The organism is Williamsia phyllosphaerae (assembly GCF_014635305.1).
GTDB classification, from domain to species: Bacteria; Actinomycetota; Actinomycetes; order Mycobacteriales; family Mycobacteriaceae; genus Williamsia_A; species Williamsia_A phyllosphaerae.
The window spans coordinates 391917-407959 of sequence record NZ_BMCS01000001.1; the positions used below are offsets into that span (position 1 = coordinate 391917).

11 protein-coding genes and 1 pseudogene are annotated in these 16043 nt (G+C 63.8%); 6 read left to right on the plus strand and 6 right to left on the minus strand.

The genetic code is table 11. The features are described 5' to 3' along the window. Positions 1–139: 139 nt before the first annotated feature. The 6 genes and pseudogenes from IEV93_RS01990 (at position 140) to IEV93_RS02010 (ending at position 7806) form a co-directional block, all read left to right on the plus strand. Positions 140–1441, plus strand: coding sequence for an aminotransferase family protein (locus tag IEV93_RS01990; protein ID WP_188486436.1), 1302 nt, complete (start codon positions 140–142; stop codon positions 1439–1441). Further along, positions 1438–2925: an NAD-dependent succinate-semialdehyde dehydrogenase gene (locus IEV93_RS01995; RefSeq protein WP_229704827.1), complete on the plus strand. Its 1488-nt coding sequence runs from the start codon at positions 1438–1440 to the stop codon at positions 2923–2925. Before IEV93_RS01990 ends, IEV93_RS01995 begins: the two co-directional genes overlap by 4 nt. Before the next feature lie 45 nt (positions 2926–2970). Then, on the plus strand, positions 2971–4083 hold the full coding sequence (ald, locus tag IEV93_RS02000) for an alanine dehydrogenase (RefSeq protein ID WP_188486438.1): 1113 nt from the start codon (positions 2971–2973) through the stop codon (positions 4081–4083). A gap of 12 nt (positions 4084–4095) precedes the next feature. Beyond that, complete coding sequence (gene acs / locus IEV93_RS02005; protein WP_188486440.1) at positions 4096–6018, plus strand: acetate--CoA ligase; 1923 nt, start codon at positions 4096–4098, stop codon at positions 6016–6018. A gap of 107 nt (positions 6019–6125) precedes the next feature. Continuing rightward, positions 6126–6284 (plus strand): annotated as a pseudogene (locus IEV93_RS22705) (putative immunity protein); the annotation flags it as partial. A 1090-nt stretch (positions 6285–7374) separates the two neighbouring features. Next, positions 7375–7806 (plus strand): RedY/HapK family protein, encoded by a 432-nt coding sequence (locus IEV93_RS02010; RefSeq protein WP_188486442.1) that lies wholly within the window; start codon positions 7375–7377, stop codon positions 7804–7806. A 280-nt stretch (positions 7807–8086) separates the two neighbouring features. On the opposite strand, the gene IEV93_RS02015 is transcribed toward IEV93_RS02010, so the two are convergent. From IEV93_RS02015 to IEV93_RS02040, 6 genes are all read right to left on the minus strand, one after another. Further along, positions 8087–8566 carry a hypothetical protein gene (locus IEV93_RS02015; RefSeq protein ID WP_188486444.1) on the minus strand — a complete coding sequence of 160 codons (480 nt, stop codon included), beginning with the start codon at positions 8564–8566 and terminating at the stop codon, positions 8087–8089. A 425-nt stretch (positions 8567–8991) separates the two neighbouring features. Then, on the minus strand, positions 8992–10176 hold the full coding sequence (locus IEV93_RS02020; RefSeq protein WP_188486446.1) for an acetyl-CoA C-acetyltransferase: 1185 nt from the start codon (positions 10174–10176) through the stop codon (positions 8992–8994). 239 nt (positions 10177–10415) lie between these two features. Then, positions 10416–11576, minus strand: a complete 1161-nt coding sequence (locus tag IEV93_RS02025) for an acyl-CoA dehydrogenase (protein WP_188486449.1) — start codon at positions 11574–11576, stop codon at positions 10416–10418. Positions 11577–11728: 152 nt separating this feature from the next. Continuing rightward, complete coding sequence (locus tag IEV93_RS02030; RefSeq protein WP_188486451.1) at positions 11729–12931, minus strand: PucR family transcriptional regulator; 1203 nt, start codon at positions 12929–12931, stop codon at positions 11729–11731. Positions 12932–12982: 51 nt separating this feature from the next. Further along, positions 12983–14536, minus strand: a complete 1554-nt coding sequence (locus tag IEV93_RS02035; protein WP_188486453.1) for a class I adenylate-forming enzyme family protein — start codon at positions 14534–14536, stop codon at positions 12983–12985. A gap of 4 nt (positions 14537–14540) precedes the next feature. Then, positions 14541–15806, minus strand: coding sequence for a thiolase family protein (locus IEV93_RS02040; protein WP_229704828.1), 1266 nt, complete (start codon positions 15804–15806; stop codon positions 14541–14543). Between the last annotated feature and the right edge of the window lie 237 nt (positions 15807–16043).

Consider the following 16043-nt stretch of genomic DNA (forward strand, 5'->3'; position numbering starts at 1 on the left):
GTAAGCAGAACTTACAAGGAACGTTCGAAAGTAGTCGCTTTTTCTTGCATGCGGTTGGACCTACCGTAGGTGCCGTCAGTCCTCGATCCTGATGCCGGCACACGCGACGGCCACATCGACTACCTCGAAGGAGGGACCCATGACGCTCACCGACCATGTGGCCGCAGGCAATTCGGCAAGGTCAATCCTCGACGGGCCTGCGCTCTGGCCCGCGCAGGCACACCTCCCATCGGTGCTGGGGCGTCAGCTCATCATCGACCGCGGCGTCGGATCGTACGTCTTCACCACCGATGGCCAGAAGCTCTTCGATGGGACCGCCGGCCTCTGGCACGCCAACATCGGCCACGCCCATCCCGAGTTGGCGGAGGTCGCGTTTCAGCAGATGCGTAAGCTGGAGACTTATCACATCTTCGCCCGATTCACCAATGACAAAGCTCTGGCTCTGGGTGAGCGGCTGGCAGCCATGTCGCCCATTCAGCGGTCCAAGGTGATTCTCAACTCGGGCGGCTCGGACTCCATCGATGTGGCGTGCAAGTTGGCCCGTAGACACTGGCAGCGCGAAGGCCGAGCCACCAAGACCATGATCCTGTCTCGCGAGTTCGCCTACCACGGCTTGCATGCTTTCGGCACCAGCATCGCGGGCCTCCAGTTCAACCGCGACGGCTACGGTACCGAGTCCCTGGTGCCCGATACTGCCCGCTTCCCATTGCACGACGCCGACGCCATCACGGCGATGGTCGCCGAGATCGGTGCGGACAACATCGCTGCCATCGTCACCGAACCAGTGCAAGGCACCGGTGGGGTCAATCCGCCCAGCCCCGGATATCTGGAAACAGTCGAGAAGGTGTGTCGTGACAACGACATCCTGCTCATTCTCGACGAGGTGATTACCGGTTTCGGTCGCACCGGAAAGATGTTTGCCGCGCAACGATTTGGTGTCACACCGGATTTGATGACCTTCGCGAAGGGCGTCACGTCCGGCTACGCGCCACTCGGCGGAGTGCTGGTCAGCCCACGCATCTGGGAACCGTTCTACGTGGACTCCCCGGACACCCCGATCTTCCGCCACGGCGCCACCTACGCCGGACACGCCACCGCATCGGCGGTCGCACTCGCGCACCTCGACATCCTCGAACGTGACGGGCTCGTCGAGCGCGTCAACGAGCTCGAGGTCGTACTTCGAGACGCACTGCAGGGCCTGAGCGCCCGGCAGGGCGAAGTCGTCGACGTACGTGTGAGCGGCCTACTCGGTGGCATTACTCTGTCCGACAACCTTTCCGCCGAATCGATCGCCGACGACCTGATCGACCTCGGTTACATCTCGCGTCCGCTGCGCGGCAACTCGCTGCAGATCAGTCCGCCGTTCATCGTCACTGACGATGAACTGGAGGGCTATATCGCCGCCATCGACACCGCGATCACAGAACGGGTGAACCGTTGACCTCCGCCACCGTCGACACGCGCACCCTGGTATCTGCCCGGGCTGACCGAATGAACTACGCGAACGACGTAATAAACTCGATCGGCTTACCGACCAGTGGCACTTCGGTGAACGATCCCGCCACAGGCGAGCACATCGGGTACATCCCTGACGTCGACGTCGCGGGTGCTCTCGAAGCGGTCGGCGTCGCCGACAACGCCGGCCGCGCGTGGGCGCGAACCACTCCGCGCGAACGCGCCAACGTCTTGCACGCCTGGTACGACACCCTCGTTGCCCACACCGAGGAAATCGCCCACCTCATCACTCGTGAGATGGGCAAGCCCCTGGCCGAGGCGCGTGGTGAGGTCAAGTACGGCAGCGACTTCGTGCGCTGGTACGCCGAGGAGGCTGTGCGCCCGGGCGGCGATTTCCGCGAGGCGCCAGACGGCGGCGCCAACATTGTGGTCCGCCGCGGCCCTGTCGGTCTCGCCGTACTGATCACCCCGTGGAACTTCCCGCTCGCAATGGCCACCCGCAAGATCGCGCCCGCACTGGCGGCTGGATGCGCGGTCGTCATCAAGCCCGCCAATCTCACCCCGTTCACCACGTTCTACGTCGTTGAGCTGGCTCGCCAGGCCGGTGTACCTGAGGGGCTGATCAACGTCATCACCACCGAGAAGCCTGCTGACTTCAGCAACGCGGTGCTGCGTGACGAACGCGTGCGGAAAGTCTCGTTCACCGGCTCGACCGGCGTCGGTCGGCAGTTGATGGCCATTGCCTCCGGTGGGGTGCTACGCAGCTCGATGGAGCTCGGTGGCAATGCCCCTGCGTTGGTGTTCGACGACGCCGACCTCGAGCGTGCCGTCGACGGAGTGTTCGCCGCCAAACTTCGCAATGGTGGACAGTCGTGCATCGCCGCCAACCGCATCTATGTACAAAGCGGGATCGCCGACGACTTCGTGGACGCATTGACCGATCGTCTCGCCGCCGTCGACGTAGGCCACGGACTCGGCGACGGCACCGCCCTCGGACCGATGATCGACAGGCGCGCCGCCACAAAGATGGCCGAGCTGACCCGAGATGCCATCAGGCGGGGCGCGCAATTGCGCACGGGCGGGGTCGAATTCGACTCACCCGGAAACTTTTTTGCGCCGACCCTGCTCGACCACGTTCCCGCGTCGGCCGATGTGGCGGTATCGGAAATATTCGGTCCGATTGCCGCGGTGCAGCGATTCGACACCGAAGACGAGGTGATCGCGCGCGCCAATGACACGGAGTTCGGCCTCGCTGGTTACGTGTTCACCGAGAACTTGGACCGGGCGTTGAACGTCGCCGACCGACTCGAAACAGGCCTGGTCGGAATCAATCAAGGCGTGCCGTCGAATGCCGCAGCTCCCTTCGGCGGCCTCAAACAGTCTGGTCTCGGTCGTGAGGGCAGTGCCGAAGGCCTCGAGGAGTACCAGAACGTGCGCTTCTACAACATCGCCCGCCGCCCCAGCGCCTGATCGTCCCATCCATTCACACATCCCTAGAACGAAAGTACCTCCGCCATGCATATTTCCGTTGTCAAAGAGATCAAGCCACAAGAGGCCCGCGTCGGGCTGACCCCCGGCGGCGCCGCCGACCTGGTTCGTAGTGGCCACACCGTCCTCGTCGAACGGGGCGCCGGTGTCGGCGCGGGGTTCAGCGACGACGAATACACCGTGGTCGGAGCCCATCTCACCTCTCAGTCCGACGCATGGGAGCGAGCCGAGCTTCTGGTGAAAGTCAAGGAGCCAGTCGCAGCGGAGTACAAATTCCTGCGCAAGGACCTGACCCTGTTCACCTACCTGCATCTCGCCGCTGACCGTCCGCTGACCGAGGCGCTGTTGGCCGCAGGGACGCTCGGCATCGCATACGAAACCGTGCAGGACAGCACCGGCCTGCCATTGCTGACCCCCATGAGCGAACTCGCCGGTCGTTTGGCCGCGCACGCGGCCGCCACTCATCTGACCATGCCGGCCGGTGGTCCCGGCATGCTGCTCGGCGGATCACCGGGTGTGGCCCCCTGCCGTGTCCTCGTCATCGGCGGCGGAGTCGTCGGCACGCAGGCCGCACTATTGGCTCTCGGCATGCAGGCCGAGGTCACCATCCTGGACACCTCGGGCAAGCGGATCCGCGAACTCGACATCCTGTTCGGTGGCCGGGCACGAACACTGGTTTCCGACGCCCACACCTTGGAAACCGAACTCGCGCAGGCGGACGCAGTTGTGGGCGCAGTTCTCGTCCCCGGAAGAACAGCGCCGAAAGTCGTATCGCGTGCGCAGCTTGCGCTGCTCAAGCCGAATGCGTTGCTCATCGACGTCGCCATCGACCAGGGTGGCGCATTCGAGACCTCCCGCCCCACCACCTACGAATCGCCGATGTTCACCGTCGACGGCATCCGTCACTATTGCGTGGCCAACATGCCCGGCGGGGTGCCGCAGACGTCGACGAAGGCACTCACCAACGCCACGTTGGCCTATCTGCGCCACATGGCTGATCGCGGCGTCGAAGCCGCACTTGCCGCCAATCCTGCGCTGGCGCTGGGCGTCAACACCCGCGACGGCAGGATCGTGTGCCCCGGTGTCGCGGATGCGTTCCCGGATCTACCCAGCGTGCAGGGCAATCATGTGTTTGCGTGAGCGGTAGCTTCAATGACCGAGACCCCTCCCTTTTCTCCCAGTGACGACTTCGTCGCGCAGGCCAACGCCGGGGCCGAGCTTTACGCTGCGGCGAAGGACGACCGACTTGCGTTCTGGGCAGAGCAGGCCAAGCGTCTGCACTGGCACACCCCTTTCCAGCAGGTCCTCGACTGGTCCGACGCTCCCGTCGCGAAGTGGTTCGTCGGCGGCGAGCTCAACGTCGCCTACAACTGCGTCGACCGGCACGTCGCGGAGGGCCGCGGCGATCAGGTGGCGATCCACTGGGAGGGCGAGCCCGGCGACAGCCGCGACCTCACCTACTCCGATCTCCTCGCCGAGGTCAGCCGCGCCGCCAACACGTTCACCGAGCTCGGACTTGTCTCCGGCGATCGCGTGGCCATCTACATGCCCATGGTCCCTGAGGCCATCGTCTCGATGCTCGCGTGCGCCCGCCTTGGACTGACCCACAGTGTCGTCTTCGCCGGCTTCTCTTCCTCGGCACTGCGGTCGCGCATCGACGACGCCGGGGCCAAGCTGATCGTCACCACCGACGGCCAGTGGCGTCGCGGCAGCGCCGCGCCACTCAAGGAGTCGGTTGACGAGGCGGTGAAGGGCGCCACGTCGATCGAGCATGTCCTCGTGGTCAAACGCACCGACAATGACGTGCAGTGGACCGAGGGCCGCGACCACTGGTGGCACGACACCGTCGGGTCCGCCTCCCCCGAGCACGAGGCGCAGGCATTCGACTCCGAGCACCCGCTCTTCATCCTCTACACCTCGGGAACCACGGGTACACCGAAGGGCATCATCCACACCGCCGGCGGCTACCTGACGCAGACCGCGTACACCCACCACTACGTCTTCGACCACAAGCGGGGCAAGGACGTCTATTGGTGCACGGCCGACATCGGCTGGGTCACCGGGCACAGCTACATCGTCTACGGCCCACTGGCCAACGGCGCCTCACAGGTGGTCTACGAGGGGACGCCCAACTCACCCGACGAGCATCGGCACTGGAACATCGTCGAGAAGTACGGCGTCACCATCTACTACACAGCGCCCACGCTGGTGCGGACGTTCATGAAGTGGGGACGACAGATCCCCGACGCGCACGATCTCTCCTCGATCCGCGTGCTCGGCAGTGTCGGCGAACCCATCAATCCGGAGGCGTGGCGCTGGTTTCGCGACGTCATCGGCGCCGGCAGCGCGCCGATCGTGGACACCTGGTGGCAGACCGAGACCGGCGCGATCATGGTCTCCCCGCTCCCCGGCGTCATCGCCACCAAGCCGGGGTCGGCGCAGACGCCGCTGCCCGGTATCTCGGCCGCCATCGTGGACGACAACGGGAAAAAACTCGGGCCCGGTGGCACTGGCTACCTCGTACTCGAGGAGCCGTGGCCGTCGATGCTGCGCGGCATCTGGGGCGACATGGAGCGCTACAAGGACACCTACTGGTCGCGGTACGCCAACGAGGGCTGGTACTTCGCCGGTGACGGTGCGCGCTTCGACGACGACGGCGACCTGTGGGTCCTTGGACGCGTCGACGACGTCATGAACATCTCCGGCCACCGCATCTCCACCGCCGAGGTCGAGTCGGCTCTGGTGAGCCACCCCGGTGTCGCCGAGGCGGCCGTCGTAGGCGCGGCGGACGAGACCACCGGTCAGGGCATCGTCGCCTTCGTCATCCTGCGCGGCGGGGTCGAGAACACCGGCGACGCTCTAATCGCGGAGCTCAAGGCTCAGGTGTCCAAGGAGATCTCCCCGATCGCCAAGCCGCGTCAGATCACAGTCGTGCCGGAGCTTCCCAAGACGCGCTCGGGCAAGATCATGCGCCGCCTGCTCCGCGACGTGGCCGAGGGCCGCGACCTCGGTGACACCTCCACCCTGGTCGACCCGGCAGTCTTCGACGCGATCAGTGCAGTTCGACCCCGGTGACTCACCGCACTCGACCTGGACCAAGCTTGGCGGATTGCCGGTGACTACCTGCCGGACAGAGGCGTTCGCAGCGCACGCCGCGGCTCGCGACGCCGCGTAGTGCGGGCTCAGCGCTCGCGTTGGCTGCCGCCCGCGCGTCCGGGCAGTTATGCGCGGTGGCCCATATGTTCGACCACGCCCATCACTCAGCGACATACGCCGCGAAAGCGGTGGGACTCCAGATTGCCGCCGCCGCGGCCCAAGCCGGCGAGCGTGGCTGGCAATAGAAAGACGCGGCGCCGGAACTTCTATCAATCGTTCTACCGACCAAAGTGTTCAAGCCAGAAACTGCACCAATCCGACCCGAACCCTTCCCACCTCAACGCGTCTCGTTACCACTAATCTAGGTCCGGTTAAGCCCGGATCAAACCCTAAGACCGATCCATCCTGAACCTGTTGTGATCGGACATCGGCATCCGGCACCCAACTCATCAGCGTGCACACAGGCGCTACATAAACCGCCGGAGACTACCGGTCCCATCGCTGGCCTACACCACGTGTCGACCGCTGCTTGACATCGCTACCGGATCGCGGGGCGCCTCGCAGCGACAGTCGGTTTTCGTAGCGCTGAAACCAATCACGAGTCCGCCCTATTACCTATCGGCTGTCACCGACCGAAACGACGCTGTGGCGACCTTGGGGAGAAAATCGTCCCGTGCCGCAGCGCATCTCATTGCCACGACGGTGTCGGACTGAGCCGCAGATTCGTACTCTCGCCCTCCGTTGACGCAGAGTGCCGCTCCGTCTCGTGGCGCCTCCAGGTCGTCGCCTGCAACCCACCTCCGTCCAGCACGGAACGCTGGTGCACTGTGAGTCAATCGAGTGCGGCAGGTGTCGATGAATTCGGTCGAGTAGCCCCGCGTGCCTTCGAGCCAAGAGCAAGGTCGGAAGCGATCTCACTCCCCCGGCCTGGCCGATCGAATCTGAGCAGCGTCCTCGCTTTCACGACGTCTGCGGGTGCTTTGGAGCATTAATGACGGTTCTATACGCCTACTGCCGAAGATTTAATACGTAGAATTACCGATGGCAAGCGCCATCGACTGACGTAGCATCTTAGTCCGTCGAATATCGATGTAGGGCTTCCACGCAAGTCGGCACGGAATCACCCGGTAATGGCCACGCCACAACTGTTTGTCAGACAGGAGTGTCAATTTCTCTAAATGCGCGGTTCCATTTGCTCAAATCGCCGGGCCAGGGGCATTCTTGCACTTTGAAATGCGACAGGTTTGCGGCTCCGAATCTGGCTCGGGGCAGACTGGTTCCATTCAAACCGGTTCAACAATGTACCGGGTCCGCTTTGAGCTTTAAGTCAGCCCCTTGTACGCGTACCATTCGCACGAGAAGATCAATACCTGGAAGGAAATTGGTTCGATGATAAATACAGCAGGAACCGCTCTAGCCGTCAACATTTTTCGCTTGCGTGAGGGAGTGTCACCCGAGGAATTCGTGAAGTTCTCTTCAGAGGTCGATCAGCCCACCTTGGCCGACCAAAAAGAAGTCGCGCGCTTTCATGCGTTCAGAATCCTGGGGGATGCGGAAGGCGGTGGTGTCGGCTTCGAGTTCATCGAACTCATCGAAGTAGGTGACTGGGGTGAGTGGATCGCGTGGCGTGACAACAGCACCGCGCTGTCCGAGGTCCGATCCGGGTTCGACGAGCTGGTCGAACCCGGGTCAGTTCGGTGTTCTTTCCTGGAACCCATCGGCAGGTCGAGCGCGGACCAACTGAGCGGTTCGGAAACCGAGTTCTAACTATACGGTGCTAAAGAGATCTACGTCGTGGCTACGCATTCGACGAGACACCCGCGTGCTCCATAGATGGGCGGCGCTACCCATACACCTCGGACGTTCCTCAACGAACGGCCCATGACGAGCTCCACAGCCACACCGTTCGTAAGACGTGTACCGCGATACGAAACCGACGCGATCCAACCCGGGCCACCGAGGGGCATCCCACGGCCGACAAATCGCGAATTATCGGAGCGCAGAATATGCTGCGCTGGAGGCGCTTTGGCCATGTCTCCCTGACGACTCAGGGTCGTTTCGAGACGGTTCCCGTCAACCTCAACTCGAGCGGATTCAGTATCTCGCGGATGGATGTCAGCGACTTAGCATTCGAAAGCAGTTGCACGGTCGTGTCGGCAGCCTGGTTTGCACAAGAGCCAGCATTGGCTCCCGGGGCCACGACGATGGACAGGGTCACTTCTGGGGGTAAGTCTCCCGTCTTGGACAATGTCATTCGCCGTTTGAGGCTGTCCGCCCCGCCTGGGTCGCAACGGGAGATTGCGTTAACGAGATCTTGCTCAAAGTCTGGTGATATCAGCGCTTGGGTGTTGAGGGGATTGTCGGTCGAGACCTGGTAGAACGTCGCTTCAACCTGTGACGATTCTGTCGTGACGGTAACTTCGCTTCGTCCAGACGGCGACTCGCCAGGTTCGGCGCCGCACGCCGTAAACGCCACCGCGGCCAGCAAACCGCCACCGAAGAGCGACCCGCACTTACGTTCAGTCATCCGGACACCGTACCCGGGGCGCCGGCTGCGACGGGCTCATCGACAATCCGGTCGCGGACGCGCGGAGGATCGGTCAGTCTAAGTAGAACCGTTAGAGGCAGCGCCGACCAAGGGCCCCAACATGACGCCAGAGTTTCTTGTCGCAATACTCATCGCCGTAATCGCCGGCGCCCTATTTGTGTTCGGTGTTTTTAACAGTCGCGCTCGCCAGTACATCTCCGACCTGTGTGCACCCGCCCGCAAAGTCGCCGACGACGCCAACTCCAAGAAGAAGAGCTAGCGCCCCAGGCAAAATATGTTGTCTACCAGCTACCGTCGACCTTCCACCTGACATAGTCCATGTTATCGGCTCGAATCAGGTTCAGTCACAACGACGTTAGGAACCAGTGCGTTGTCACGCTAGAACCAACCGCCCGAACGGTTGGTCAAACGTGCAGGATTAAAGCGTCGCCCTGGCCGCCGCCGCCGCACAGTGAGGCGGCACCGGTACCGCCGCCGCGTCGCTTCAACTCCAGGGCGAGATGCAGGGTGATGCGTGCCCCGGATGCCCCTAGCGGATGGCCGATCGCGATGGCACCGCCGTTGACGTTCACCTTCTCGGGATCGAGCCCCAGCTGGCGGGTGGAGGCGATTCCGACGGCGGCGAACGCCTCGTTGATCTCGACCACATCGAGTGAGGACGGGTCGAAGCCCTCCTTCGTGCATGCCGCGAAGATGGCATTGGCGGGTTGGCTCTGCAGCGACGAGTCCGGTCCGGCGACGACGCCGTGCGCGCCGATCTCGGCGAGCCAATCTAGGCCCAGCGTTTGTGCTTTCGCTTTGCTCATCACCACGACTGCGGCGGCCCCATCGGAGATCTGAGATGCCGATCCCGCCGTGATGGTGCCGTCGCGGTCGAACGATGGGCTCAGACGAGACAGCGAATCGAGGGTTGTGTCGGCGCGGATCCCTTCGTCCTCGCGCAGCACGAGGGGTTCGCCCTTGCGTTGTGGGATCTCGACGGGCACCACCTCGTCGCAGAAGAGGCCGTTTTTCCATGCCTGTGCGGCCTTTTGGTGCGACGATGCGGCGAACGCGTCCTGCTCCTGGCGGGTGACGACGACGGCTCCGGTGTTGCGGGCTTCGGTGAGGGCGCCCATGGCTTGATCGGTGAACACGTCGAACAGCCCGTCGTAGCCGAGGTGGTCAGCCATCGTCACGTCGCCGTACTTAAAACCCTGGCGAGAGTTCTCCAGCATGTGCGGCGCCTGCGTCATGGACTCCTGACCACCCGCAACCACTACGTCGAATTCACCGGCTCGAATCAGTTGGTCCGCCAGAGCAATCGCGTTGATACCGGACAGACACACCTTGTTGATGGTCACGGCGGGCACGCTCATGGGGATCCCCGCGGCGACGGCGGCCTGGCGGGCGGGGATTTGCCCTGCACCCGCGGTGAGGACCTGTCCCATGATCACGTACTGCACCTGTTCGGGCGCGACGCCAGCGCGCGCGAGGGTCGCCTTGATCGCCCAGCCTCCCAGGTCGGCCCCCGAGAGGCCCGCCAATGAGCCCATCAACCGACCGAAGGGGGTCCGGGCGCCGCCGACGATGACAGAACGGTCGGTCACTCGACGCTCCGGTCCCTATGGTCTTCCGCAACGCTGGACATGACGCGCCCTCCATGGCGCGATTCACGAGCCGGACGCTCGGCCATCTCCATTCTTGCGCGGCCGCGTACTGCGGTCTCTGTGTCGGTCATGTCTGGGCTCCTGCCTTCGCACGCGTTGTGCGCTTCACGATGAGACTCGGTGTGGGGTTCGGATGATTGCGGTGAGTGTGTCGCCCCATTTGGTGCAGACAAAGGGACTCAGCGCAGCAATGCGCGTGACATCACGACCCGCTGAATCTGGTTGGTGCCCTCGTAGATCTGGGTGATCTTGGCGTCACGCATCATCCGCTCGACCGGGAAGTCGCGGGTGTAGCCGGCGCCGCCGAAGAGCTGCACCGCATCGGTGGTGACCTTCATCGCGACGTCGGACGCGAAACACTTCGAGGCCGACGAGATGAAACCGAGGTTCTTCTCGCCGCGCTCGGCGCGTGCCGCAGAGGTGTAGACCATCAGTCGAGCCGCCTCGATGTTCATCGCCATGTCGGCGATCATGAACTCCACGCCCTGGAACTGCGAGATCGTCTTGCCGAACTGCTTGCGGTCCTTGATGTACTCGATGGTCTTGTCCAGCGCGCCCTGCGCGATACCGACGGCCTGGGCGCCGATCGTGGGGCGGGTGTGGTCGAGTGTCTGCAGGGCGGTCTTGAAACCGGTCCCGGGCTCGCCGATCATGCGATCGACCGGGATCTCACAGTTCTCGAAATACAACTCCGCCGTCGGCGACCCCTTGATGCCGAGCTTGCGCTCGTAGCCGCCGGTCGAGAAACCGGGATCGTCCTTGTGGACCATGAACGCCGAGATGCCGTTGGCCCCCTTGTCGGGGTCGGTCACCGCCATGACGGTGTACCAGGTCGACTTGCCGCCGTTGGTGATCCACGCCTTCGCGCCGTTGAGCACCCAGCCGTCGGCGGTCTTCTTGGCGCGCGTGCGCATCGCGGCCGCATCCGAACCGGCCTCCCGCTCGGACAATCCGTAGGAGGCCAGCGCCCCACCGGTCGCGAGGTCGGGCAGGACCTGCTTCTTGAGTTCGTCGGAGCCGTTGAGGATCAGGCCCATCGTGCCGAGCTTGTTGACCGCGGGGATCAGCGACGCCGATGCGTCGGCGCGCGCGACCTCCTCGATGACGATGCACGCCGCGACCGAGTCCGCGCCCTGACCCTCGAACTCCTCGGGGACGTGGATCGCGTTGAAACCCGACGCGTTCAGGGCGTCGAGCGCCTCCTGCGGGAACCGCGAGTTCTCGTCCACGTCGGCCGCGTACGGCTCGATCTCCTTCTCCGTGAGCGCGCGGATGGCCTCGCGCAGCGCGTCGTGTTCCTCGGGCAGTGCGAACAGGTCGAAATCCGGGTTACCCGACATCGGCGAAACTCCTAGAGAACTGTGGTGGCTCGTGAACGCGAGCTGTCTATTCGAACCTAGGGGCGGACACCGTCGATGATCTACGTGCGCAACGTCAAGGCAGTATCGACGCCATGGTGCTGGGGTACAACGGGGCTGATCTGATGGGTTTGCTATGCCGTTCGGTTGGTGTCCGGGCGGTGTCCTGCGGCAGCGTCGATTTCGAGGGCCCACGCTAGTTCGACGATCACGTCGGTTGCCTCCAGGGACGCTGAGGCGAGTTCTTCGAATTTTCGGAGTCGGTAGCGCAGCGTGTTCTTGTGCAGAAACATTGATTCGGCGGCAGCGGCGACGTTGCGGTCGCAGGCGAGGAAGTGCCGGACCGACTGCAGCAGTTGTTCTCCGAACTCGCCGCGCTCGCGCAGAGGGGCTATGTATCGGTCGTGGAGCAGTCGGGAGACTTCGGTGTCGTTGATCGCGGCGACCCGCCAACTGACATCTGCCACGCTGACGACTCCGGTGTAGTCCAGAAGTACCGCGGCGTCGAGGACTCGGCCGGCGCTGGTGAACGACGCCTCCAGCTCGGTCAGCGGCAGTGGTGGCCCGAGGGCCACGACCGTGCCGGTGATGGGGTGGGGCGGGCGCGTCGTGAGACCGATCGCGTCGCCGCGGAAGGGTGACACGATCGCCGCGCCGCCGCGCTCTGCCCCGCTTCGTTGCAGCTCCCGGCATACCGCCGCCAACGCGGCGGGCTCGGTGACCCGTGCGCGGATTGCGTGAAATGACGCTGACGGGTCCAACCCGCGGGTCTCGCAGGCGCGGACCATCTCGGAGTGGTTGCCAGTGCCGAACAGCAGTCCTTGGACCAGGTCTGCTTTGGCCTGGTCGTCGAGTAGCGCCGATTCGACGCTCAACCGTTGATATTCCTGGGCGACACAGGTCATGAACGCGTCGCTCAGCGACCACAGCAACCTCGAGCACCGCAAGGACTCGCGGGAGCTGACGTCGGCATCGACGGCCAATTCGATGAACCGGTCATTGATCACGGCCAGGCTTACTCGGTAGGTCCGCATCATGTCCTCGACCGGGATTCCTTGCTCGACGCGGCGACGCACGACTCTTTCTGCCAGCTCCGACAGTTGAACGTGCGGCGGTATGGCATTGGCCTCGAGGCTGGTGACGGCGTCGTCGACGTTTCTGCGGATGGCCTCGGCCAGTTCCGCATCAGACAGTGCGTCGTAGGTGCTCAGCTCGCGGACCTGGTGCTCGGTCCGGGTGATCAATATGGGGACGTCGGCCATCAGACGCGCCAGCACGTCGGCGGACTCGTGCCCGCCGTTGCCGTCGCCTGACCCGATCACCTCACCGGCCTCCATGGTTGTCGTTTCTGTTGTACACCGGCACAACGACGGCATGGGGGCTTGGTGTCAGATGAGTCGTCCCGCGTCAGCCCAGAACTGGGCACGTATGTCCTTCTTCAGTACCTTCCCGTTGACGCTGCGCGGGAGGCTGTCGACGAAGATCACTTCTTTGGGGGTGCGGACCCCGCCGAGCTGTTCCCGGCACAGAGCGATCAGCTCGTGAGCATCTACCGTCTGCTCGGGATTCAGTTCGACGACCGCGGTGACCCTTTCTCCCCAGTCGTCGTCGGGTGCGCCGACCACAGCGCAGTCCTGGACTGCGGGATGCGACCAGATCACCTGCTCGACCTCGTTGGGGTAGACGTTGAAGCCGCCGGAGATGATGAGGTCCTTTTTGCGGTCGGTGAGGTGCAGATATCCGTGGTCGTCGAGGTGACCCATGTCCCCGGTGTGCAGCCACCCGTCGCGAATGGTGTCCGCGGTGCGTTGGGGATCTTTGTAGTAGCCCTTCATGACCAGGTCGCCACGCACACAGATTTCCCCGGTCACGCCGACCGCGGCCGGCGTATCGGTGTCTGGGTTGACCACCCGCACTGAAACCAGCGGGTAGGGACGACCACAGGAGGACAACCGATCGTCTCCTGCGAGCTCGCCGTTCACGATGTGTTCGGATGGGCGCAGAAACGCGATGGCCGCTGGGGCTTCGACTTGGCCGTAGAGCTGAAGGAACACCGACCCCAGTCGCTGCACACCGATCCGAAGCTTTTCCACCGACATCGGAGCCGCACCATAGAGAAGGTATTTCAGCGACGAGGTGTCTACGTCGCACCGGTCGAGCACCTCGAGGAGGCGGTAGACGACCGTTGGGGGGAGGAACAGGTCGGTCACCCCGAACGCGGCAATGGCGTTGAGTACCAGATCGGGTGTGGCGCGCGGAATTATCGCGACCGTCCCGCCGCGGGCTGTGGTTTGCAGAGTCAGTAGACCGGCGGTGTGGGTCATGGGTGCGGCGACGAGATTGACGATTGCCTCGCCTTCGTCATAGGACATCGCGAGCATCTGATGAACCACCATGACCGACAGACTTCGGTGGGTGTTCATGACGCCTTTGGGCAGTCCTGTCGTTCCGCCGGTGGGCATCAGGGCCACAACGTCGTCCATGTCGTAGTCGAGGTCCGGTGACGTCTCGGGTGCGTCGCCCAGCCACTCATCGAGGGTGATGGTGTCGGTGCCGGCGGCGAGGGCGACCGCCTGGATCTGCGGGCACGCGTCTGCGATGGCTGCCATGGCTGTCGCCAACGACGGGTCGAAGAACACCAGTTCCACGTCGAATCGGTCGATCAGTGCGGCGTTGTCGGTCGCGGGGCTTCCCGGGTTCAGCGGCACCCACGCCGCGCCAGATCGCCAGATTCCCAAAACACAGATCCAGGCCAGGGGTGCGTTCGGGGACAGCACCGCCACTGGTGTTTGTCGAGCGATCCCGGCTGCACGCAGGCCGTGCGCGATGCGGCACGACATGCGTCCGGCAGCGTCGTAGGTCCAGGCCTCATCGGCTGTGCGGTAGGCGATGGCAGACGGTACCGAAGCCCACCCTTTGTCGAAGAAGTCGATCACGGCCACGTCGTCACTGCTTTCTGAGAATAATGATCGAGGTCACTGCTTCCTCGCCGCGATGAAACCCTCCGCCGTTCTCCGCCAACGCCAACCGTGCGCCGTCGACCTGTCGGGACCCGCACCTGCCGCGCAGTTGCTCGGTCAGCTCGAATACCTGACCGAGTCCGCTGGCCCCGATCGGATGGCCCTTGGACTCCAGGCCACCGGAGGTGTTGATCGGGATTCGGCCGCCGAGTTCTGTGTCGCCGCGCGCCGCAGCCGGGCCACCCTCCCCTGGGGGCACCAAACCGAGCATCTCGCTTTGCAGGACTTCGGCGAAAGCAGCTGCGTCGTGGACCTCGGCGACATCGATGTCGGCCGGGGCCACACCTGCACGCTCGTAGGCTGCCGTGGAAACCATCTGGCTGATGTGTCCGTCGAATGTGGTTATGTCGCGGTCAGTTCCGGTCCCGATCACCGATGCGAGGACCTCGACGGGATGAGCGGTGCGTAGCTTGCGGAGTCCTTCATCACTGCACAGCACCACCGCGGCGGCCCCATCGGTGACCGGTGCGCACATCGGGACTGTGAGCGGATAGGACAACTTGCGTGCCGAGAGAACCTCGTCGGTCGTCATCGCTTTGCGGTAATGCGCCCGCTCGTTGTCGACGGCGTGTCGGTGGTTTTTGGCCGCCACGGCGGCGATCTGCTCTGCGGTCGTGCCGTACAAGCGCATGTGTTGGCGTGCCATCGCGGCATAGATGTCCATGAAAATGGACCGATTGCCATCGCCCGCGTCGTCGTCCGAGCCGCCGAGCTGGTGCAGCGTGTCCTGCAGCAGTTCGGGTCGCGATACGTCGTAACCCTGGTTGAACAGCGCCATCGTTCGGGGCGCGTCGCCGATGTGCATCTTTTCCGTACCGACCGCCAACGCCACATCGGCGTCGCCGGCGCGGATGAACGTCGCAGCGAGGTTGAACGCGGTGGCGCCAGTGGCGCAGGCGTTTTCCACGTTATAGATAGGAACGCCTTGGATTCCCATCTCCCGCAGCGCAATCTCTCCCGAGATCATGCCCTGATCGTGCAAGATGCCATTCGTCGTCGACGCGAAGAACGCGACGTCCACCGCCTGGGGCCCGACACCTCGACCAGAGTCGCTCAGTACCTCGCGCACCGACCATCGCGCCAACTCGTAGTTCGAGTGCTCACGGTGGATGCCGAACGGCGTCATACCCACCCCTGCAACCCACACCCGATTCGCCACTACTGCGCCACCTTCCATCAGGCTGCGCGTCACGCGACTGCGCAGGTACTAGTAATTCTGTTTGGCGACATGACCGACCACCACGTCCTGCGAACCAACAGACCGGCGGGGGTTTCGTATCAGCAGACAACCGGACCCGACGTGGCGTTGGCACCGACAATGCCGGTTAAGCGACCGATTCGACGATGTCGCCAGGTTGTTCACGGGCACGACCGCGCTGCCTCGGCGTTGTCCCGGTGGACGTTGACGTAGCCAGGCGACTCGGATCGG

Excerpts from the sequence above, each read along its gene's own strand:
- ald (WP_188486438.1), top strand. The coding sequence starts at position 2,971 with ATGCATATTTCCGTTGTCAAAGAGATCAAGCCACAAGAGGCCCGCGTC.
- IEV93_RS02025 (WP_188486449.1), bottom strand. The coding sequence starts at position 11,576 with ATGTCGGGTAACCCGGATTTCGACCTGTTCGCACTGCCCGAGGAACAC.
- acs (WP_188486440.1), top strand. The coding sequence starts at position 4,096 with ATGACCGAGACCCCTCCCTTTTCTCCCAGTGACGACTTCGTCGCGCAG.
- IEV93_RS02015 (WP_188486444.1), bottom strand. The coding sequence starts at position 8,566 with ATGACTGAACGTAAGTGCGGGTCGCTCTTCGGTGGCGGTTTGCTGGCC.
- IEV93_RS01990 (WP_188486436.1), top strand. The coding sequence starts at position 140 with ATGACGCTCACCGACCATGTGGCCGCAGGCAATTCGGCAAGGTCAATC.
- IEV93_RS02030 (WP_188486451.1), bottom strand. The coding sequence starts at position 12,931 with ATGGAGGCCGGTGAGGTGATCGGGTCAGGCGACGGCAACGGCGGGCAC.